Origin of the sequence: uncultured Streptococcus sp., from assembly GCF_963516575.1 — a bacterium.
In the GTDB taxonomy this organism is placed as follows: domain Bacteria; phylum Bacillota; class Bacilli; order Lactobacillales; family Streptococcaceae; genus Streptococcus.
The window spans coordinates 1-22763 of sequence record NZ_CAUQCP010000007.1 but is presented as its reverse complement, the minus strand read 5'-3'; the positions used below and the strand labels follow the sequence as shown (position 1 = coordinate 22763).

The 22763-nt window shown below is 42.2% G+C and carries 18 protein-coding genes; 14 read left to right on the top strand and 4 right to left on the bottom strand.

The window, feature by feature from the left end; translation table 11 throughout:
• Positions 1-65: 65 nt before the first annotated feature.
• The 6 genes from pbp1b to RWM06_RS02115 all read left to right on the top strand — a co-directional run bounded on the left by pbp1b (position 66) and on the right by RWM06_RS02115 (position 6737).
• A complete protein-coding gene (gene pbp1b, locus RWM06_RS02140; protein WP_313969948.1) occupies positions 66-2543 on the top strand; it encodes a penicillin-binding protein PBP1B in 2478 nt (825 codons plus the stop codon).
• Between the two features lie 56 nt (positions 2544-2599).
• On the top strand, positions 2600-3511 hold the full coding sequence (locus RWM06_RS02135; RefSeq protein WP_313969947.1) for a DMT family transporter: 912 nt from the start codon (positions 2600-2602) through the stop codon (positions 3509-3511).
• A gap of 121 nt (positions 3512-3632) precedes the next feature.
• Positions 3633-4331 (top strand): 2,3,4,5-tetrahydropyridine-2,6-dicarboxylate N-acetyltransferase, encoded by a 699-nt coding sequence (dapD, locus tag RWM06_RS02130; protein ID WP_313969946.1) that lies wholly within the window; start codon positions 3633-3635, stop codon positions 4329-4331.
• 63 nt (positions 4332-4394) lie between these two features.
• Positions 4395-5525, top strand: a complete 1131-nt coding sequence (locus RWM06_RS02125; RefSeq protein ID WP_313969945.1) for an N-acetyldiaminopimelate deacetylase — start codon at positions 4395-4397, stop codon at positions 5523-5525.
• An 11-nt stretch (positions 5526-5536) separates the two neighbouring features.
• Positions 5537-6076 carry a 5-formyltetrahydrofolate cyclo-ligase gene (locus RWM06_RS02120; RefSeq protein WP_313969944.1) on the top strand — a complete coding sequence of 180 codons (540 nt, stop codon included), beginning with the start codon at positions 5537-5539 and terminating at the stop codon, positions 6074-6076.
• A complete protein-coding gene (locus RWM06_RS02115) occupies positions 6060-6737 on the top strand; it encodes a rhomboid family intramembrane serine protease (protein ID WP_313969943.1) in 678 nt (225 codons plus the stop codon). Before RWM06_RS02120 ends, RWM06_RS02115 begins: the two co-directional genes overlap by 17 nt.
• 64 nt (positions 6738-6801) lie before the next feature.
• Here the strand turns inward: RWM06_RS02115 and galU are convergent, their stop codons facing one another.
• The 4 genes from galU to argS all read right to left on the bottom strand — a co-directional run bounded on the left by galU (position 6802) and on the right by argS (position 11346).
• Positions 6802-7701: a UTP--glucose-1-phosphate uridylyltransferase GalU gene (gene galU, locus RWM06_RS02110; RefSeq protein ID WP_313969942.1), complete on the bottom strand. Its 900-nt coding sequence runs from the start codon at positions 7699-7701 to the stop codon at positions 6802-6804.
• A gap of 21 nt (positions 7702-7722) precedes the next feature.
• Positions 7723-8739, bottom strand: a complete 1017-nt coding sequence (locus RWM06_RS02105; protein WP_313969941.1) for an NAD(P)H-dependent glycerol-3-phosphate dehydrogenase — start codon at positions 8737-8739, stop codon at positions 7723-7725.
• Between the two features lie 168 nt (positions 8740-8907).
• A complete protein-coding gene (locus RWM06_RS02100; protein WP_313969940.1) occupies positions 8908-9153 on the bottom strand; it encodes a MarR family transcriptional regulator in 246 nt (81 codons plus the stop codon).
• A gap of 501 nt (positions 9154-9654) precedes the next feature.
• The gene (gene argS, locus RWM06_RS02095) at positions 9655-11346 is read right to left on the bottom strand and encodes an arginine--tRNA ligase (protein WP_313969939.1); all 1692 of its coding nucleotides are present in this window, start codon (positions 11344-11346) and stop codon (positions 9655-9657) included.
• A gap of 136 nt (positions 11347-11482) precedes the next feature.
• Between argS and argR the strand changes: the two genes are divergently transcribed.
• The 8 genes from argR to RWM06_RS02055 all read left to right on the top strand — a co-directional run bounded on the left by argR (position 11483) and on the right by RWM06_RS02055 (position 22684).
• Positions 11483-11929, top strand: a complete 447-nt coding sequence (gene argR, locus RWM06_RS02090; RefSeq protein WP_001231476.1) for an arginine repressor — start codon at positions 11483-11485, stop codon at positions 11927-11929.
• 50 nt (positions 11930-11979) lie between these two features.
• A complete protein-coding gene (mutS, locus tag RWM06_RS02085) occupies positions 11980-14514 on the top strand; it encodes a DNA mismatch repair protein MutS (RefSeq protein ID WP_313969938.1) in 2535 nt (844 codons plus the stop codon).
• A gap of 146 nt (positions 14515-14660) precedes the next feature.
• Positions 14661-16367: a multidrug efflux ABC transporter subunit PatA gene (gene patA, locus RWM06_RS02080; RefSeq protein WP_313969937.1), complete on the top strand. Its 1707-nt coding sequence runs from the start codon at positions 14661-14663 to the stop codon at positions 16365-16367.
• Between the two features lies 1 nt (position 16368).
• Positions 16369-18135 carry a multidrug efflux ABC transporter subunit PatB gene (gene patB, locus RWM06_RS02075; RefSeq protein ID WP_313969936.1) on the top strand — a complete coding sequence of 589 codons (1767 nt, stop codon included), beginning with the start codon at positions 16369-16371 and terminating at the stop codon, positions 18133-18135.
• A gap of 288 nt (positions 18136-18423) precedes the next feature.
• Positions 18424-19113, top strand: a complete 690-nt coding sequence (locus RWM06_RS02070) for a gamma-glutamyl-gamma-aminobutyrate hydrolase family protein (protein ID WP_001138351.1) — start codon at positions 18424-18426, stop codon at positions 19111-19113.
• A gap of 170 nt (positions 19114-19283) precedes the next feature.
• Positions 19284-20633, top strand: a complete 1350-nt coding sequence (locus RWM06_RS02065) for a glucose-6-phosphate isomerase (protein ID WP_000018246.1) — start codon at positions 19284-19286, stop codon at positions 20631-20633.
• Positions 20634-20760: 127 nt separating this feature from the next.
• Positions 20761-22221 (top strand): glutamate--tRNA ligase, encoded by a 1461-nt coding sequence (gene gltX, locus RWM06_RS02060; RefSeq protein WP_313969935.1) that lies wholly within the window; start codon positions 20761-20763, stop codon positions 22219-22221.
• A 13-nt stretch (positions 22222-22234) separates the two neighbouring features.
• Positions 22235-22684 (top strand): cytidine deaminase, encoded by a 450-nt coding sequence (locus RWM06_RS02055; protein WP_313969934.1) that lies wholly within the window; start codon positions 22235-22237, stop codon positions 22682-22684.
• The last annotated feature ends 79 nt before the right edge of the window (positions 22685-22763 follow it).

Genomic DNA, 22763 nt, shown 5'->3' with positions numbered 1-22763 from the left:
GAAGAAAGTGGCTATTTTATTGAAAGTTTTCCTTTTGTGGTATAATGTATAGAGTGAGGAAATCCATGCAAAATCAATTAAATGAATTAAAACGAAAAATGCTGGAATTTTTCCAGCGAGTAAAATCAAACATAAATCATAGAAAATCAGAGAAAGTCTCAGAAGAGAAGCAGTCGGATGGGACAGGTGGGCGAATTTTGTCTATCTTAGGGAGCATTTTAGCTGCTATCAAGGGAGTTTTGAATACTCTCTTTATTCTAGGCTTTATCGGTGGGCTTTTTGGTGCTGGTGTAGCTCTTGGTTATGGAGTTGCCTTGTTCGATAAGGCTAAGGTTCCGCCAGCGGAGGACTTGGTCAAGCAGGTTAAAAATGTTTCTTCCATCTCAGAAATTGTTTATGCAGATGGGAGTGTCATTGCTTCTATCGAGAGTGACTTATTGAGAACTTCTGTCTCATCTGAGGAAATATCGGACAATCTCAAAAAGGCTATCGTTGCAACTGAGGACGAACATTTTCTTGAACATAAAGGGGTTGTGCCAAAAGCTGTGATTCGGGCGACCTTGGGAACCTTTGCAGGTTTGGGCTCATCTAGTGGGGGCTCGACCTTGACTCAACAGCTAATCAAGCAACAAGTGGTCGGAGATGCTCCTACCTTGGCTCGTAAGGCTACAGAAATTGTCGATGCCCTTGCTTTAGAGAGAGTGATGGGAAAAGATGAGATCCTAACAGCCTATCTCAATATCGCTCCTTTTGGTAGAAATCATAAAGGGCAAAACATTGCAGGTGTCCAGCAAGCTGCTGAAGGGATTTTCGGTATTGATGCCAACAAGTTGAGTATTCCTCAAGCTGCCTTCTTAGCAGGTTTGCCCCAGAGTCCGATTACTTATTCTCCTTATGAAAATACTGGAGAGTTAAAGAGTGATGAAGACTTAGAACTTGGTTTGAAACGGGCCAAGGGAGTTCTCTATAACATGTATCGTACGGGTGCTTTAACTAAGGAAGAGTACGACCAGTACAAGGATTATAATATAAAACAAGACTTCTTGCCATCGGGAACTGTTAATGCTGTTTCAAGAGATTACCTTTACTTTACGGCTATGTCTGAAGCGACAGATCGGATGTATGATTATTTAGTTCAACAGGACAACGTCTCTAGTCAGGAGTTGAAAAAGGAAGCGGTTCAAAAGGCTTATCATGAGCGAGCGGAGCAGGAACTAAGTAAAGGTGGTTACAAAATCACTACAACAATCAATAAAAAAATCCATACAGCCATGCAAAATGCAGTTGCTAACTACGGTCGTTTGGTAGATGATGCGACTGGTCAGCCTGAAGTAGGGAATGTTTTGATGGACAATAAAACGGGGGCTGTTCTAGGTTTCGTTGGTGGTCGTAATTACCAGATAAACCAAAACAATCACGCCTTTGACACCAAGCGTTCGCCAGCCTCTACAACCAAGCCTTTGTTGGCCTACGGTATTGCCATTGACCAAGGTTTGATGGGAAGCGCTAGTATCTTGTCCAATTATCCGACAAAATTCTCTAATGGAAATCCTATCATGTATGTAAACAGTCCAGGTACAGGCATGATGACTTTGGGAGAAGCCTTGAACTATTCGTGGAATATCCCAGCCTATTGGACCTATCGTATGCTTCGTGAGAAGGGTGTTGATGTCAAGGGCTATATGGAGAAAATGGGTTACGAGATTCCAGAGTACGGTATCGAAAGTTTGCCTATGGGCGGCGGTATTGAAGTCACAGTTGCCCAGCATACCAATGGGTATCAAACAATTGCTAATAACGGTGTCTACCATCAGAAACATGTGATTTCTAAGATTGAATCATCTGACGGTAGAGTAATTTATGAATTTCAAGATAAACCAGTTCAAGTGTACTCGAAGGCAACAGCAACGATTATGCAGAGTTTGCTTCGTGAGGTGATTTCATCTCGAATCACTTCAAGTTTCCAAACGGACTTGGCTTCTATCAATTCAAGCTTAGCTCGTGCAGACTGGATTGGTAAGACTGGTACAACCAATGAAGATGAAAACATGTGGCTCATGCTGTCAACACCAAGATTGACTCTAGGTGGTTGGCTAGGGCATGATGACAACCGCCCAATGGCTAAGGGGGCTGGGCATTATCGAAATGCCAAATATATGGCTTACTTGGTCAATGCTATCCAACAGGCTGAGCCTGGTGTTTGGGGAAATGAACGCTTTAATCTTGACTCTAGTGTGACCCAATCTCAGGTCCTCAGATCTACAGGACAGAAGCCAGGCAAAGTATCCGTTAATGGAAAAACAGTTGATCTTTCAGGTTCTACTGTAACGAGCTATTGGGCTAATAAAGCGGGAGCTCCTACGACCAGCTATCATTTTGCTATTGGAGGAAGTGAGTCAGATTATCAAAATGCTTGGTCAAGTATCGTTAGCACACTACCAACTCCTTCCAGCTCAAGCACTAGTTCAAGTAGCAGTTCAAGTGGTAGCTCTAGCAGTACATCAAGTTCATCATCACCTACACAATCAAATAATAGAAGATAGGAAAGTGGTATTGATTGCCACTTTTTTCTTTTGCCCTTTCATGTTACAATAAAGGTATGAATCAGTATCAGAAAAAGATTGTTAAAGGAACTATTTATTCGCTCTTATCTGGCTTAATCTGGGGAATCTGTGGGATTCTAGGAGAGTATTTCTTTACTCATTACCAGGTGTCTTCTGGCTGGATTACCTCTATGCGTTTGACACTGGCAGGGAGTATTGTGCTCATTTGGTCTGCAATGCAATTAAAATCACAAGTGCTAGATATTTGGCGAGATAAGAAAAATTACCTACCCTTTTTAGCCTATGCTATTTTGGGGATTTTTTCAGTTCAGTATTTTTTCTATCTCTGCGTAGAATACTCAAATGCAGCGACAGCAACTATTTTACAGTTTATCAGTCCAGTCTTTATCCTCTTCTACAATCGCTTGGTTTATCAAAAACGAGCGTCAAAAAGCGCTATTTTCTATGTTTTGGTTGCCATGCTGGGTGTTTGCTTGATGGCGACAAAGGGTGATCTCTCTCAATTATCTATGACTCCACTAGCCCTTATAACAGGTCTGCTGAGCGCCATGGGTGTTATGTTTAATGTTATCCTACCCCAACCTTTTGCTAAGCGCTATGGTTTTGTTCCCACGGTTGGGTGGGGTATGATTTTGGCAGGTTTATTTAGCAATGTTCTCTCGCCAGTGCATCAGCTTTCCTTTACTCTTGATATTTGGAGTATCTTGATTTGTCTCATTATCGCTTTCTTTGGTACGGCTTTTGCTTTTTTTATTTCCATGAAGGCTGTGTTCTTGGTTTCTCCTTTGGTGGTTTCCGTTATCAGTGCCAGTGAACCTCTCTCTTCTGCCCTTTTGAGTGTTTTATTTTTAGGTTTGGTAGTGGATTGGTCCCTCTTTCTGGCTATGGCCTTGATTATTTTGCCTATGATTTTCTTATCGATAGAAGAAGCGAAAGAAAGTAAATAAAAAGTCTTTTCTTAATTCTAAAAGTGTGCTATACTAGAATGGTCAATAAAACACGGGGAGATAGTTGTGAAGAGTGTTTTTTGGTAGAATAGGTATCATTAAAATGAACTAGGAGGCGCTTATGACTGCTACAAAAATGAACGCACAAGAAATTATCCAATTTATCGCCAATGCTGAAAAGAAAACCAGTGTTAAAGTAACCTTTGAGGGGGAACTTGCAACTGCTGTGCCTAGCTCTGTTGTCAAATTAGGGAATGTCCTATTTGGAGACTGGAAGGACGTGGCTCCGCTTCTCGAAGGTTTGTTAGAAAATCAAGACTATGTTGTTGAGCAAGATGCTCGTAATTCTGCAGTTCCCTTGCTAGATAAACGTGCTATCAATGCTCGTATCGAGCCAGGTGCTATTATCCGTGACCAGGTTGAAATTGGTGACAATGCTGTTATCATGATGGGAGCCGTTATCAATATCGGTGCTGAAATTGGTGCAGGAACTATGATTGACATGGGGGCTATCCTTGGTGGCCGTGCTATCGTTGGGAAAAACAGTCACGTTGGTGCAGGTGCCGTTCTTGCAGGTGTGATTGAGCCAGCTAGCGCAGAACCAGTCCGTGTTGGAGACAATGTTCTCATCGGTGCCAATGCAGTAGTTATCGAAGGAGTCCAAATCGGTAGTGGTTCAGTTGTCGCAGCAGGAGCTATCGTTACCCAAGATGTCCCAGAAAACGTGGTGGTAGCAGGTGTTCCAGCTCGTATCATCAAAGAGATTGATGCCCAAACCCAACAAAAAACAGCGCTAGAGGATGCGCTTCGTACCTTATAATTGTAAAAGTAATAAAGAGGCGGAACCCTTCTTCCAGCCTCTTTCTGCTATATCGGAGGATAGATGTTAGATTTGATTCAGACTAGACGAGATTTGCACCAGATTCCAGAGATTGGCTTGGAGGAGTTCAAGACTCAGGCTTATCTGCTGGATGTGATTGAAAAATTGACTGCGGGCAAGGCTTTTGTTCAAGTTCGTACTTGGCGGACAGGTATTTTGGTCTATTTGCAGGGAAGTCAGCCAGAGCGTACCATTGGTTGGCGGACAGATATTGATGGTCTGCCGATCGTTGAACAAACAGGATTTCCTTTCGCTTCTCAGCACCAAGGTCGTATGCATGCTTGTGGACATGATTTCCACATGACCATTGCTTTGGGCTGTCTTGAGCGAGCCCTTGAGGAGCAACCCAAAAATAATCTGCTCTTTCTTTTTCAGCCTGCTGAAGAAAATGAAGCTGGTGGTATGCTCATGTATGAGGATGGTGCTTTTGGAGACTGGTTGCCAGACCAATTTTATGGCCTCCATGTTCGACCAGATCTGAAGGTTGGACAGATTGCGACTAATACTCATACACTCTTTGCAGGGACTTGCGAGGTGAAGATCCGTTTCAAAGGCAAAGGTGGCCACGCAGCCTTTCCACATGAAGCCAATGACGCTTTGGTGGCGGCTAGTTACTTTGTAACCCAAGTGCAGTCAGTGGTCAGTCGCAATGTTAACCCAATCGAGGGGGCAGTGGTGACCTTTGGAGTTTTTCAAGCTGGAACAACCAACAATGTTATCACAGACACAGCCTTTTTGCATGGAACTATTCGGGCCTTGACTCAGGACATGAGTCTCTTGGTTCAAAAGCGGGTCAAAACAGTTGCCGAAGGGGTTGCAGCAGCCTTTGATATGGAAGTCGAAGTCGAACTCAAGCAAGGAGGCTACCTGCCTGTTGAGAATAATCCAGCCTTGGCGCGTGAACTGATGGACTTCTTTGACGAAAAAGAGGGAATTGAGTTGATTGATATTGAACCTGCTATGACAGGTGAGGACTTTGGTTATCTCCTTTCAAAGGTAGATGGCGTGATGTTTTGGCTGGGTATCGATAGTCCCTACGCCCTTCATCATCCTCAGATGAGTCCTAAGGAAGAAGTCTTAGCTATTGGGGTGGATGCGGTCTCTAGTTTCCTGAAAAAGAAGGCAACAGAGTAGAGGGTTTGTCTATGAAATCGGAATTACGTAAGCAAGTCTTGCATGAAATGAAGGCTATATCTCAAGAGAAAAAACAGGCTATCGACCAAGCTTTAACCGAGCGACTTTTACAACACCCCTTTTACCAAGAAGCTAAGATCATCGCAAGCTACCTCTCTTTTCCTCATGAGTTTCAAACGCAGGAACTGATTGACCAGGCGCTGAAGGACGGCAAGAAGGTTCTGATACCTAAAACCTATCCCAAGGGGCGCATGGACTTTGTGGTCTATGATCCGCAGCAGTTGGTAAAAACTGCCTTTGGTTTACTGGAACCACAGGGAGATTTGGAAGTGGTGGATGCCTCTCAAATTGATTTGATTCATGTTCCTGGCTTGATTTTTACGACGAAAGGATATCGGATAGGATACGGTGGAGGCTATTATGACCGCTATCTGGAACATTTTTCTGGTCATACTTTGAGTACGATATATTCTTGTCAAATTCAGGACTTTATACCTGAGGACCATGATATTCCTGTTCAGGAGGTATTAATTGATGAAGGAAATCTTTGATAAACGTTATCCTGTGACGAGTTTCTTCCTTTTGGTGACGGCCTTGGTGTTTCTACTAATGCTGGTGAACACAGGAGGAAACTTTGACAGGGCAGATACATTATTCCGATTTGGAGCCATGTATGGGCCTGCCATTCGCCTCTTTCCAGAGCAGATTTGGCGTCTCTTCTCTGCCATTTTTGTCCATATTGGATGGGAGCATTTCATTGTTAATATGCTTTCACTCTATTATCTTGGTAGGCAAGTAGAGGAAATTTTCGGATCCAAGAAGTTTTTCTTTCTCTATCTTTTATCAGGAATGATGGGCAATCTCTTTGTTTTTGTATTTAGTCCCAAATCCTTAGCAGCAGGAGCTTCTACCTCTCTTTATGGGCTATTTGCTGCGATTATCATTCTTCGTTATGCAACTCGCAACCCTTATATCCAACAGCTAGGGCAATCTTATCTGACACTTTTTGTGGTTAACATTATTGGAAGTGTTCTGATTCCAGGAATCAGCCTAGCAGGCCATATCGGTGGTGCAGTTGGTGGAGCATTTCTAGCAATTATCTTTCCAGTTAGAGGAGAAAGACGGATGTATAGCGCTAGTCAGAGACTGGTAGCGTTAGTGTTATTCGTAGTACTCTCAGTATTGCTTCTCTACAAGGGAATGGGATTGTGAGAACTTATAATAATAGTTGTGTAATGAAAAAAGATAAGGCATTTTTGAACCTTATCTTTTTATGTTATTCTTTCTCAGCCAATTCTTTTCCCAGTTGGATGAGGTAATCCTTCAAATCATCTTTGACTTGTGGATGTTTGAGGGCGTAGTCAATAGATGTTTTCATAAAGCCAAACTTATCCCCAACGTCGTAACGAGCTCCTGTAAATTCACGGGCAAAAACACGCTGTGTTTTATTAAGCGTATCAATAGCGTCGGTAAGCTGGATTTCATTTCCAGCACCAGGAGCTTGATTTTCGAGGATATCAAAAATTTCTGGTGTGAGCAGATAGCGTCCGATGATTGCCAAGTCACTTGGAGCATCTTCTGGAGCTGGTTTTTCAACGAAAGTTTCGACACTATAGAGTCCATTGATTCCTTCACCTTGAGGAGCAATGACTCCATATGATGAAACGTCTTCATGTGGTACGTGCATTACGGCAATGGTTGATGCGTGAGTTTTCTCATAGTCATTCATTAGTTGTTTCGTCAATGGGATAGCTTTTTCGTTAGTGATGTCCATAAGGTCATCACCTAGCATAACAACGAAGGGCTCATTCCCCACAAAAGCTTTGGCTTGTAAGACGGCATCGCCAAGACCACGAGGATGGCTTTGACGGATAAAGTGAAGGCGAATCCCAGTAGTTTCATCAACTAATTTCAATAAGTCATGTTTGCCTTTTTCTTTGAGGTTATATTCAAGCTCAAAGTTTGAGTCAAAGTGGTCCTCAATAGAACGTTTTGACTTACCAGTGACAACTAGAATATCTTCAATACCTGATTTGAGAGCTTCTTCCACGATAAACTGGATAGTTGGTTTGTCTACAATTGGCAACATTTCTTTAGCAAGGGCCTTAGTTGCTGGTAAAAATCGAGTTCCTAGTCCAGCGGCAGGGATGACTGCCTTTCTAACTTTTGATGTCATAAGAATCCTTTCTCTAGAGGGTTAAGACCACTCATTTTCTGCTTTAAATTCATTGTTCATGATGTCATAAATGGCATCTTTGATATTGGTTCCGTGGTAGATAACTTGGTAAATGGCTTGTGTAATGGGCATATAGACTCCAAGTTCTTGCGCTAGTTCATAGGCTGCTCGGGTCGTCGAAATTCCTTCAATTACCATGCCCATATTGGCTTCGATATCAGCTAGAGATTCTCCACGACCAAGAGCATCTCCGGCTCTCCAGTTACGAGAGTGGATGGAAGTTCCCGTTACGATCAAGTCTCCCACACCAGATAAGCCACTATAGGTTAATGGACTGGCACCGAGTGCTACCCCTAGGCGGGTAATTTCTGCTAAGCCTCGAGCGATGATGGCTGCCTTGGCATTGTCACCAAATCCCAGACCATGTAAAGCTCCGGCACCGACAGCAATAATATTTTTAAGAGCACCAGCAGTTTCGACTCCGATAACATCCGTATTGGTATAAAGTCGGAAGTAGTGATTACTAAAGAGCTCTTGAACGTATTGAGCTGTTTGTAAATCTTTAGAAGCAGCAGTGATTAAAGTCAGGTCACGTACAATGGTTTCTTCCGCATGACTAGGTCCTGAAACAACGACGATATCACTGCGGAGATGTTCAGGAATTTCTTCTTCAAGGATGGTTGATAATCGTTTATGACTATCAGGCTCTAATCCCTTTGATGCGTGCATGATGATAGCCTTATGGTCTAAGGTTTTTGCAACTTGTTGGGCAACAAGTCGAGTCACTTTTGTTGGGACAACAAACAAAATCGCATCCACATCTTTTAATGTCTCTGCTAAGTCGGTGTAGGCAATGATATTTTCGTCTAGAACGACATCTTTAAAGTAGTGCTTGTTAGTATGATAGGTATTAATTTCATTGATTTGTTCGGGAATATTTCCCCAAATACGTACCTCGTGTCCATTGTCATTTAAGACTTGTGAAAGGGCAGTTCCCCAAGAACCAGGCCCCAAGACGGCGACGGTTTGTTTTTTCATGTTTTCCTCCCTGATAGAGTTCTCTCTTTTATTTTATCACATTATAGGGGATTTTGCACTTGCATTGCTGGGTAGTGGTGGCTTTGTTACTTGAAAAATATACAAAAACCGAGACGAAGTATTAAAGTCTCAGGCTCGGTTTTGATATTTCTTAAAGAATAGCTAGGTTTATTTCAACTGATCTGTAATGTCTTTTGATAGCAACATTCCTAGATGATACGTTTTATTGATGTAAGCAATGACATCATTGATATTTTCGGTTGTGTGAATTTTCTCTTTGATGTTAGCTCTAAATGTTTCATCCTTCAAAAGTTGTTCTTGGTAGAGCCTTTGAAGCCGTTCTTTCTCGTACTTATTGAGCAGAAAAAGGAACACCAAGCTAATTACAACGAGGATATAAGCATATTGGCTCATAGAATATCTCCCTGTATGATAAAGAAGTAGTAGTGAATAAATCGAATTAGTCAATTCAAAATAGCAGAACAAGTCAGCAAAACTTGATAAGATTTTTGATAGGCCTCTAAGCCAAAGTCCGTATAGGGTTTTGGCTTAGGTACTTAGATAGCTTTTTAATCAAGTAACTAAAATATTACGACATGAACCAAACCAAATCGATATTATTGGGTTAGATGAATTAGTAAAGCGTTTAGACAAGTGTCTCTAGTTACGACGTAAAGAAACATAAATCGATAATATTTATGTTTCTTTACTAGTGAAGCAGTTAGCTAGTCCGCATATAAGCGGCTAGCGTCTAACAATTAGGAACTTTAGTTCCAATAACATTAAGATTACGACGTTTTAGGACATAAATCGATCATATTTATGTCCTAAAACTAGTGAAGCGCCTAGCCAAAGTCCGAATAGGATTTGGCGTTAGTTACTTAGATTGCTCCGCAATCAAGTAACTTTGGCGATTTACATCTTCTCAGGTGCTTCTACTCCAAGCAAGCGAAGGGCTTCTTTGAGAACGACTGCTGTTGCATAGCTAAGGGCTAGACGGCTGTCACGTTCTGGACTTTCATCCAAGATGCGCGTATGTGCATAATATTTGTTGAAGGCTTGAGCTAGACTAATTGCAAATTTAGCAATGATAGAAGGTTCAAAGTTATCTGCCGCACGGTTGATAATACGTGGGAAGTCTTGGATGGGTTTGATGATTTCCCAGCTTTCAGCATCATTCAAGCTGTAGTTGCTAGCTGTTTCTGGTTTGAAGTCTGCTTTACGTAAGATAGATTGGATACGAGCGTAAGCATATTGAACGTAAGGTCCAGTTTCACCTTCGAAGGATACCATAGCTTCTAGATCGAAATCATACCCATTTGTACGGTCGGTCTTGAGATCATAGAATTTAATGGCTCCTACCCCGACAGCATGGGCTACCTGATCTTTATTTTCTAGTTCAGGATTTTTAGCTTCGATTTGGGCCTTGGCACGGCTAACAGCCTCTGCAATAGTAGGCTCTAGCAAGATGACATTCCCTTTACGAGTAGAGAGTTTTTTTCCTTCTCTTGTAACTAAACCAAAAGGAACGTGAGTAATGTCGTCACTCCAATCGTAGCCCATCTCTTGCAAGACAGCTTTGAGCTGTTTAAAGTGGGCAGATTGTTCTTGACCAACAACGTAGATCGATTTAGCAAATTGGTATTCGTTTTTACGGTAGAGGGCTGCAGCCAAGTCACGTGTGATATAGAGAGTTGCACCGTCAGATTTCTTGATAAGAGCTGGGTGTTCAATTCCATATTTCTCAAGATTAACAACTTGAGCACCTTCTGACTCAACAAGAAGACCTTTTTCAGAAAGAATGTCTACAACTGCATCCATTTTATCGTTGTAGAAGGCTTCTCCGTTGTAGCTGTCAAATTCGACTTGCAATTCATTGTAAAGGCGGTTAAATTCCACCAAACTTTCATCACGGAACCATTGCCAAAGAGCAAGAGCTTCCTCATCTCCATTTTCAAGTTTACGGAACCATTCGCGTGCTTCTTCATCCAAACCTGGGTCATTTTCAGCCTCAGCATTGATGCGGACGTAGAGTTTAAGAAGTTCATCGATTGGATGAGCTTTTACAGCTTCTTCGTCGCCCCATTTTTTGTAGGCAACAATCAACATCCCAAACTGTTTACCCCAGTCTCCCAAGTGGTTGACCTTGACCGTTTGATAACCGATTTTTTGGAAAATATGTGATAAGCTATCTCCGATAACAGTTGAGCGAAGGTGACCAATAGAGAATGGTTTAGCGATATTGGGACTAGACATGTCGATAACAACATTTTCTTGTTTACCAATATTTTGATCAGCATAGTGTTCTTTTTCAGTGATAACAGCTTGCAATACTTGAGCAGAAATGGCAGATTTATCAAGGAAAAAGTTGACGTAAGGTCCTGTTGCGACAACCTTTTCAAAGGCTTGGCTGTTAATTTTTTCAGCCAGTTCAGCAGCAATCATTTGAGGTGCCTTACGTTCGACTTTTGCAAGAGAAAAAGCAGGGAAAGCAATGTCTCCCATTTCTGAGTTTTTAGGGGTTTCCAGTAAATTTAAAATAGCCTCTTGGTCCAGGCTATCAATGATGCTAGCTAACTCGCTAGCAATCAATTCTTTTGTATTCATTAAGAGCTCCTTTTTGGACTTTTCTACTATTTTATCACAATTTTAAAGAAAGAAGAAAAAATTTTTGAAATCTCCTATTTTTTTTGGTATAATATAGTTATAAAATTAGTTATAAATATTCACATAAGAGGATTTTATGAGAAAAAGAGATCGTCATCAGTTAATAAAAAAAATGATTACTGAGGAGAAATTAAGTACACAAAAAGAAATTCAAGATCGGTTGGAGGCACACAATGTCTTTGTGACGCAGACAACCCTGTCTCGTGATTTGCGCGAAATCGGCTTGACCAAGGTCAAGAAAAATGATATGGTGTATTATGTACTAGCAAATGAGACAGAAAAGATTGATTTGGTGGAATTTTTGTCTCATCATTTAGAAGGTGTTGCAAGAGCAGAGTTTACCTTGGTACTTCATACCAAATTGGGAGAAGCTTCTGTTTTGGCAAATATTGTAGATGCAAACAAGGATGAATGGATTTTAGGAACAGTTGCTGGTGCCAATACCTTATTGGTCATTTGTCGAGACCAGCACGTTGCCAAACTCATGGAAGATCGTTTGCTAGATTTGATGAAAGATAAGTAAGGTCTTGGGAGTTGCTCTCAAGACTTATTTTTGACAAGGAGAGACGGACAATGGCGACAGAAAAGCTATCACCCGGCATGCAACAGTATGTGGATATTAAAAAGCAATATCCAGATGCTTTTTTGCTCTTTCGGATGGGTGATTTTTATGAATTATTTTATGAGGATGCGGTCAATGCTGCGCAAATTCTGGAAATTTCCTTAACGAGTCGCAACAAGAATGCCGACAATCCGATTCCTATGGCGGGTGTTCCCTATCATTCTGCCCAACAGTACATCGATGTCTTGATTGAGCAGGGCTATAAGGTAGCCATTGCAGAGCAGATGGAAGATCCTAAACAGGCAGTTGGGGTTGTGAAACGAGAAGTTGTTCAGGTCATTACGCCAGGGACAGTTGTCGATAGTAGTAAGCCGGATAGTCAGAACAACTTCTTGGTTGCCATAGACCGTGATGGCAATCAATTTGGCTTAGCTTATATGGACCTGGTGACGGGTGATTTTTATGTGACAGGTCTTTTGGATTTTACGCTGGTTTGTGGAGAAATCCGCAATCTCAAGGCGCGCGAAGTGGTGTTGGGTTATGACTTGTCTGAGGAAGAAGAACAAATCCTCAGTCGCCAGATGAATCTGGTGCTTTCCTATGAAAAAGAAGGCTTTGAAGACCTTCATTTACTGGATTCACGATTGGCAGCTGTGGAGCAAGCAGCATCTAGTAAATTGCTCCAATATGTTCATCGGACTCAGATGAGGGAATTGAACCACCTCAAACCTGTTATCCGCTATGAAATTAAGGATTTCTTGCAGATGGATTATGCGACCAAGGCTAGTCTGGATTTGGTTGAGAATGCCCGTTCAGGCAAGAAGCAAGGCAGTCTTTTCTGGCTTTTAGATGAAACCAAGACGGCTATGGGCATGCGTCTCTTGCGTTCTTGGATTCACCGCCCCTTGATTGATAAGGAGCGAATCATCCAACGCCAAGAAGTTGTGCAGGTCTTCCTCGACCATTTCTTTGAGCGCAGTGATTTGACAGACAGCCTCAAGGGTGTCTATGATATCGAACGCTTGGCTAGTCGTGTTTCTTTTGGAAAAACCAATCCCAAGGATCTCTTGCAGTTGGCGACCACCTTGTCTAGTGTGCCAAGGATTCGTGCGATTTTAGAAGGAATGGAGCAACCTGCACTAGCCTATCTCATCGAACAACTGGATGGAATCCCTGAGTTGGAGAGTTTGATTAGCGCAGCGATTGCTCCTGAAGCCCCTCATGTGATTACAGATGGGGGAATTATCCGAACTGGATTTGATGAGACTTTAGACAAGTACCGTCGCGTTCTCAGAGAAGGGACTGGTTGGATTGCTGAGATTGAGGCTAAGGAGCGAGAAAACTCGGGTATTAGTACGCTCAAGATTGACTACAATAAAAAGGATGGCTACTATTTCCATGTGACCAATTCGCAACTGGGAAATGTTCCAGCCCATTTTTTCCGCAAGGCGACGCTGAAAAACTCAGAACGTTTTGGAACCGAAGAATTAGCCCGTATCGAGGGAGATATGTTGGAAGCGCGTGAAAAGTCCGCCAACCTAGAGTATGAAATCTTTATGCGTATTCGTGAAGAGGTCAGCAAGTACATCCAGCGTTTGCAGGCTCTAGCTCAAGGAATTGCGACAGTTGATGTCCTGCAAAGTCTGGCGGTTGTAGCTGAAACCCAGCATTTGATTCGACCTGAATTCGGTGATGATTCGCGAATTGATATCCAGAAAGGGCGCCATGCTGTCGTTGAAAAGGTTATGGGGGCTCAGACCTATATTCCCAATACGATTCAGATGGCAGAAGATACCAGTATTCAACTGATTACAGGGCCAAACATGAGCGGGAAGTCTACCTACATGCGTCAGTTAGCCATGACGTCGGTTATGGCTCAGTTGGGTTCTTATGTGCCAGCAGAAAGCGCCCATTTACCGATTTTTGATGCGATTTTTACCCGTATCGGAGCAGCCGATGACTTGGTTTCAGGCCAATCAACCTTTATGGTGGAGATGATGGAGGCCAACAATGCTATTTCGCATGCGACCAAGAACTCTCTCATTCTCTTTGATGAATTGGGACGGGGAACTGCAACTTATGACGGGATGGCTCTTGCTCAGTCCATCATCGAATACATCCATGAGCACATCGGAGCCAAGACCCTCTTTGCAACCCATTACCATGAGTTGACTAGTCTGGAGTCTAGTTTACAACACTTGGTCAATGTTCACGTGGCAACCTTAGAGCAGGATGGGCAGGTTACCTTCCTTCACAAGATTGAACCAGGTCCAGCTGATAAATCCTATGGTATCCATGTTGCCAAGATTGCTGGCTTACCAGCAGACCTTTTAGCAAGAGCGGATAAGATTTTGACTCAGTTAGAGAATCAAGGCACAGAAAATCCTACTCCCATGAGACAAACAAGTGCTGTCACTGAACAGATTTCACTCTTTGATACGACTGAAGAACATCCTATCCTAGCAGAATTGTCTAAGCTGGATATTTACAACATGACACCTATGCAGGCTATGAATGTCTTGGTCGAGTTAAAACAGAAACTATAAATCCAAGAATTGCTGATCATTCTAGCTGTATCAAGGATACTTCTTTGACAAGTCCCCACTTTTTTGCTAGAATAGCATCACACAAACAGAATGAAAAGGAGCTGACGCGTTGTCGCTCCCTTTTGTCTATTTTTTAAGGAGAAAGTATGCTGATTCAGAAAATAAAAACCTACAAGTGGCAGGCCTTGGCTTCGTTCCTGATGACAGGCTTGATGGTTGCTAGTTCACTTTTGCAACCGCGTTATCTGCAGGAAGTCTTAGACGCCCTCCTTGCTGGAAAATATGAAGCTATTTATAGTATCGGGGCTTGGTTGATTGGTGTGGCCGTGGTCGGTCTAGTTGCTGGTGGGCTCAATGTTGTCCTTGCAGCCTATATTGCCCAAGGAGTTTCATCTGACCTTCGGGAGGATGCCTTCCGTAAAATCCAAACCTTTTCTTATGCCAATATTGAACAATTTAATGCGGGAAATCTAGTCGTTCGCATGACAAATGATATCAACCAGATTCAGAACGTGGTCATGATGGCCTTCCAAATTCTTTTCAGGCTCCCCCTCTTGTTCATCGGGTCGTTTATCCTGGCGGTTCAAACCCTACCTTCTCTGTGGTGGGTGATTGTGCTCATGGTAGTCTTGATTTTTGCTTTGACTGCTGTCATGATGGGGATGGTGGGGCCTCGTTTTGCCAAGTTTCAAACCCTTCTTGAGCGCATTAATGCTATTGCCAAGGAGAATCTTCGCGGTGTTCGTGTAGTCAAGTCCTTTGTCCAAGAAAAAGAGCAGTTTGCTAAGTTTACGGAGATTTCAGACGAGCTTCTCGATCAAACCCTTTACATTGGTTATGCCTTTTCAGTAGTGGAACCCTTTATGATGTTGGTCGGCTACGGGGCGGTTTTCCTCTCTATTTGGCTAGTTACGGGGATGGTTCAGTCGGATCCTACTGTTGTGGGTTCCATTGCTTCCTTTGTCAATTACCTAAGCCAGATTATCTTTACCATTGTTATGGTTGGATTTTTGGGAAATTCTGTCAGTCGTGCCGTGATTTCCATGCGTCGTATTCGAGAAATTCTGGACGCAGAGCCAGCCATGACCTTTAAGGATGTCCCAGATGAAGAGTTGGTCGGAAGTCTTAGCTTTGAAAATGTGACCTTTACCTATCCAATGGACAAGGAACCGATGCTGAAAGATGTGACCTTTACTATTGAACCTGGCCAAATGATTGGTGTAGTTGGAGCGACTGGTGCAGGAAAATCAACCTTGGCTCAATTGATTCCACGTCTCTTTGACCCACAGGAAGGGACTATCAAAATCGGAGGCAAGGATATTCGAGAAGTGAGTGGAGGAACCCTGCGTAAAACAGTTTCTATCGTTCTCCAACGTGCCATTCTCTTTAGTGGAACGATTGCAGATAATCTAAGACAGGGCAAGGGAGATGCCACTCTATTTGAAATGGAGCGTGCAGCCAATATTGCCCAAGCCAGTGAATTCATTCATCGTATGGAGAAAAGCTTTGAAAGTCCAGTTGAGGAACGAGGAACCAACTTCTCTGGTGGGCAAAAACAACGGATGTCGATTGCGCGTGGGATTGTCAGCAATCCACGTATTCTGATTTTTGACGATTCGACCTCAGCCTTGGATGCCAAATCAGAGCGCTTGGTCCAAGAAGCCTTGGATAAGGACTTGAAGGGGACGACAACCATTATTATTGCTCAAAAGATTAGTTCGGTTGTCCATGCAGACAATATCTTGGTTCTAGATCAAGGACGATTGATTGGTCAAGGCACGCATGCAGACTTAGTTGCCAACAATGCCGTTTACCGTGAAATCTACGAAACACAGAAAGGAAAGGAGGAATAAAATGAAGACAGTTCAATTTTTCTGGCATTACTTTAAGGTCTACAAGTTCTCATTTGTGGTTGTTATCTTGATGCTGGTTCTATCAACCCTTGCCCAAGCCCTCTTTCCGGTCTTTTCTGGACAAGCGGTAACAGAGCTAGCCAATTTAGTTCAAGCTTATCAAAATGGCAATCCAGAACTTGTTTGGCAAAGCCTATCAGGAATCATGGTCAATCTTGGCCTGCTGGTTTTGGTTCTATTTATCTCTAGTGTGATATACATGTGTCTCATGACGCGCGTGATTGCAGAATCGACCGACGAGATGCGCAAAGGCCTCTTCGGTAAGCTTGCTCGCTTGACGGTTTCTTTCTTTGACCGCCGACAAGATGGCGATATCCTGTCTCGTTTTACCAGTGATTTGGATAATATCCTCCAAGCCTTTAATGAAAGTCTGGTTCAGGTCATGAGCAATATTGTTTTATACATTGGTCTGATTTTTGTCATGTTTTCGAGAAATGTGATACTGGCGCTCATCACCATTGCCAGCACACCAGTGGCCTTCCTCATGATAATTTTCATCGTGAAAATGGCACGCAAATACACCAACCTCCAGCAGAAAGAGGTAGGGAAGCTCAACGCCTATATGGATGAGAGTATCTCAGGCCAAAAAGCTGTCATTGTGCAAGGTATTCAAGAGGATATGATGGCAGGATTTCTTGAACAAAATGAGCGCGTGCGCAAGGCGACCTTTAAAGGAAGAATGTTCTCAGGAATTCTTTTCCCTGTCATGAATGGGATGAGTCTGGTTAATACAGCCATCGTCATCTTTGCTGGTTCAGCTGTACTTTTGAATGATAAGTCTATCGAAACAAGTACAGCCCTAGGTTTGATTGTTATGTTTGCCCAATTTTCACAGCACTACTACCAGCCTATTATTCAAGTTGCGGCTAGTTGGGGAAGCCTTCAGTTAGCCTTTACAGGTGCTGAACGGATTCAGGAAATGTTTAACGCAGAGGAAGAAATTCGACCTGAAAAGGCTCCAACCTTCACTAAGTTGCAAGAAGGTGTCGAAATCAGTCATATTGATTTTTCATACTTGCCTGATAAACCTATTTTGAAAGATGTCAGTATTTCTGCCCCTAAAGGCCAGATGACAGCGGTTGTTGGGCCGACAGGGTCAGGGAAAACGACTATTATGAACCTTATCAATCGCTTTTATGATGTTGATGCTGGTGGTATTTATTTTGATGGTAAAGATATTCGTGACTATGACTTAGATAGTCTCAGAAGTAAGGTGGGGATTGTCTTGCAAGATTCGGTCTTATTTAGCGGAACGATTCGAGACAATATCCGTTTCGGTGTACCAGATGCCAGTCAAGAAATGGTTGAGGCAGCAGCCAAGGCAACCCATATCCACGACTATATCGAAAGCTTGCCTGATAAGTACGATACTCTTATCGATGATGACCAGAGCATCTTTTCAACAGGGCAGAAGCAATTGATTTCTATCGCTCGAACCCTGATGACAGATCCAGAAGTTCTCATTCTAGATGAAGCCACTTCGAACGTAGATACGGTGACAGAAAGCAAGATTCAGCATGCCATGGAGGCGGTTGTAGCAGGTAGAACCAGTTTCGTCATTGCCCATCGTTTGAAGACCATCCTCAATGCAGACCAGATCATTGTCCTTAAAGATGGAGAAGTCATTGAACGCGGTAACCACCATGAACTCTTAAAACTAGGTGGATTCTACTCAGAACTCTATCACAATCAATTTGTCTTTGAATAAGAAAAAGTTGTCCTATGCGGGCAGCTTTTTCTTGTCCATAAAAAATTTTTATCACGGCCTTTAAAAAAACATATTAGACGAAAGTCGTTTTGAGTGATATGATAGGACTATCGTTATACTCAATGAAAATCAAAGAGCAAACTAAGAAGCTAGCTGTAGGTTGCTCAAAGCACTGCTTTGAGGTTATAGATAGAACTGACGAAGTCAGTAACATATATATGGTAAGGCGACGCTGACGTGGTTTGAAGAGATTTTCGAAGAGTATTAACATTCGAAAGGAGAGACATCATGCCTAGAACGGTCGTAGGAGTTGCTGCAAATCTATGTCCCGTAGATGCAGAAGGCAAAAACATTCATTCATCTGTATCTTGTAGATTTGCAGAGAGCATTCGTCAAGTCGGTGGTCTCCCTTTAGTCATTCCTGTCGGTGATGAGTCAGTCGTACGCGACTATGTGGAAATGATTGACAAATTGATTTTGACAGGGGGCCAAAATGTCCATCCTCAGTTTTATGGAGAGAAAAAGACCATCGAGAGCGATGATTACAATCTGGTCCGTGATGAATTTGAATTGGCACTCTTGAAGGAAGCGCTCCGTCAGAATAAACCAATTATGGCAATCTGCCGTGGTGTTCAACTCGTCAATGTTGCCTTTGGTGGAACCCTTAATCAAGAAATCGAAGGTCACTGGCAAGGCCTACCTTTCGGAACATCTCATTCTATTGAGACGGTAGAAGGAAGCGTGGTGGCCAAGCTATTTGGAAAAGAAAGTCAAGTCAACTCCGTCCATCGTCAAAGTATTAAAGATTTGGCACCTAATTTCCGTGTAACTGCTATTGATCCAAGAGACCAGACCATCGAAGCGATTGAGTCTATCGACGAACATCGTATTATCGGGTTGCAGTGGCATCCAGAGTTTCTGGTTAATGAAGAAGATGGCAATTTAGAATTATTTGAGTATTTATTGAATGAACTGTAACGACTGGAACATCTAGTCGTTCTTTCTTTTATTTTTTCAAAATTTTTGGAATGTGGGGTTTTTACGCAAACGTTTGAATTATGATAAAAATTGGAGAAATTCGACAAAAAAACTTGAAAAAAACGAAGGTAAGCGTTATGATAGAAAAGAAGAAATATTGGAGGAATAACATGTCACATATTAAATTTGATTATTCAAAAGTTTTAGACAAATTTGTTGCACCACATGAAGTGGAATACATGCAAGCACAAGTAACAGCAGCAGATGAATTGATTCGTAAGGGAACTGGTGCTGGTAGCGACTTCCTAGGATGGTTGGACCTTCCTGAAAACTATGACCGCGAAGAATTTGACCGCATCTTGAAAGCTGCTGAGCAAATCAAATCAGACAGCGATGTTTTGGTTGTAATCGGTATCGGTGGATCTTACCTTGGTGCTAAAGCAGCAATCGACTTCTTGAACCACCACTTTGCAAACTTGCAAACAAAAGAAGAACGCAAAGCTCCACAAATCCTTTATGCAGGAAACTCAATCTCATCTACTTACCTTGCTGACTTAGTAGAGTATGTAGCTGACAAAGACTTCTCAGTAAACGTGATTTCTAAATCAGGTACAACAACTGAACCAGCTATCGCTTTCCGTGTCTTCAAAGAACTCTTGGTTAAGAAATACGGTCAAGAAGAAGCCAACAAACGTATCTATGCAACAACTGACCGCCAAAAAGGTGCTGTTAAGGTTGAAGCAGATGCTAACGGTTGGGAAACATTTGTTGTTCCAGATGACATCGGTGGACGCTTCTCAGTATTGACAGCAGTTGGTTTGCTTCCAATCGCTGCATCAGGAGCTGACATCAAAGCCCTTATGGAAGGTGCGAATGCAGCTCGCAAAGACTACACTTCAGATAAAATCTCTGAAAACGAAGCTTACCAATATGCAGCTGTTCGTAACATCCTTTACCGTAAAGGCTATGCAACTGAAATCTTGGTAAACTATGAGCCATCACTTCAATACTTCTCAGAATGGTGGAAACAATTGGCTGGTGAATCAGAAGGAAAAGACCAAAAAGGTATCTACCCAACTTCAGCTAACTTCTCAACTGACTTGCACTCATTGGGTCAATTTATCCAAGAAGGAACTCGTATCATGTTTGAAACAGTTGTCCGTGTTGACAAACCTCGTAAGAACGTGATTATCCCTACTTTGGAAGAAGATCTTGACGGACTTGGTTACCTTCAAGGAAAAGACGTTGACTTTGTAAACAAAAAAGCGACTGATGGTGTTCTTCTTGCCCACACAGATGGTGATGTACCAAACATGTACGTGACTCTTCCAGAGCAAGATGCTTTCACTCTTGGTTACACTATCTACTTCTTCGAATTGGCAATCGCCCTTTCAGGTTACTTGAATGCTATCAACCCATTTGACCAACCAGGTGTTGAAGCTTACAAACGTAACATGTTTGCCCTTCTTGGAAAACCAGGATTTGAAGAATTGAGCAAAGAACTTAACGCACGTCTATGATAGAAGAAAAGAGTGGTTTGCCCACTCTTTTTACTCTCTTTATTCATAGAAATTGGACTCAGCCAAGACTTGTGATATAATATAGAGAGCAAAAAGGCAGATGCCTAGAGACTTTATAGGAGAAACTATGTCAAAAGATATCCGCGTACGTTACGCACCAAGTCCAACAGGACTACTACACATCGGGAATGCCCGTACAGCATTGTTCAACTACTTGTATGCACGCCATCATGGTGGAACATTTATCATTCGTATCGAAGATACTGACCGTAAACGCCATGTAGAAGATGGGGAACGTTCACAGCTTGAAAACCTTCGTTGGTTAGGCATGGATTGGGATGAAAGCCCAGAAACACATGAAAACTACCGTCAGTCTGAGCGTTTGGACTTGTATCAAAAATTCATTGACCAACTGCTAGCTGAAGGAAAAGCCTACAAATCTTACGTTACAGAAGAAGAGTTGGCAGCCGAACGCGAACGCCAAGAAGCAGCTGGCGAAACACCACGCTACATCAATGAATACCTTGGTATGAGTGAAGAGGAAAAAGCGATTTACATCGCAGAACGTGAAGCAGCAGGAATTATCCCCACAGTTCGTTTGGCTGTCAATGAGTCAGGTATATACAAGTGGCATGATATGGTCAAAGGTGATATCGAATTTGAAGGTGGCAATATCGGTGGTGACTGGGTTATCCAAAAGAAAGATGGTTACCCAACATACAACTTTGCCGTTGTCATTGATGACCATGATATGCAGATTTCTCACGTAATCCGTGGAGACGACCATATTGCTAATACACCAAAACAGCTCATGGTTTATGAAGCCCTTGGTTGGGAAGCTCCAGAGTTCGGTCATATGACCTTGATTATCAACTCTGAGACTGGTAAGAAGTTATCTAAACGTGATACTAATACACTTCAATTTATCGAAGATTACCGAAAGAAAGGTTACCTTCCAGAAGCAGTCTTTAACTTTATAGCTCTTCTTGGTTGGAACCCAGGTGGCGAAGATGAAATCTTCTCTCGTGAAGAACTCATTAAACTTTTCGATGAAAACCGCCTGAGCAAGTCACCAGCAGCCTTTGACCAGAAGAAACTCGACTGGATGAGCAATGACTATATCAAGAATGCAGACCTAGAAACTATCTTTGAAATGGCAAAACCATTCTTAGAGGAAGCAGGCCGTTTAACTGACAAGGCTGAAAAATTAGTTGAGCTCTATAAACCTCAAATGAAATCAGTAGATGAAATTATTCCATTGACAGATCTCTTCTTTTCAGATTTCCCAGAATTGACCGAAGCAGAGCGTGAAGTCATGGCAGGAGAAACAGTCCCAACAGTTCTTGAAGCCTTCAAAGCAAAACTTGAAGCGATGACAGATGATGAATTTGTAACAGAAAATATCTTCCCGCAAATCAAAGCTGTTCAAAAAGAAACAGGTATCAAAGGGAAAAATCTCTTCATGCCAATTCGTATTGCAGTTTCAGGTGAAATGCATGGACCAGAATTACCAGATACAATTTTCTTGCTTGGACGTGAAAAATCAATCCAGCATATCGAAAACATGCTAAAAGAGATCTCTAAATAAGAAGGATGCAACAATGGACATCTGGGAAAAGATGTACGAAGAAGCACAGAAACTATACAATCCACATGAAGTATCAGACTTTGTTTATGCCAATCATGTTGTAGCTGCAGTAGAAGCAGAAGATGGACAAATATTTACAGGATTCTGTATGGAGGGAACCTGTGGTGTTTTCCATCTCTGCGCAGAACGGGCGGCCCTCTTCAATATGTACCAATTTTCAGGACAAACTAAGGTTAAGAAAGTATTAGCCTTTCGAGATAAACCACCTTATGGTGGAAGTTCAGCCATGCCTTGCGGTGCTTGTAGAGAATTCCTTTTAGAGCTTAATGCTGAAAATAAAGATGCAGAATTCATGATGGACTATGATACAAGAAAGACAGTGAAAGTCGCAGAACTAATCCCATATTGGTGGGGAGAAGAACGTGCTTCTAAGTTTAATAATCACATAGAAGAGTCAGTATAATTCTGGCTCTTTTTATTTAACTTGAAAAAAGATAAAAAAAGTAGTTGACAAAGTTTGAAAAGTGGGTATAATAGTAAGA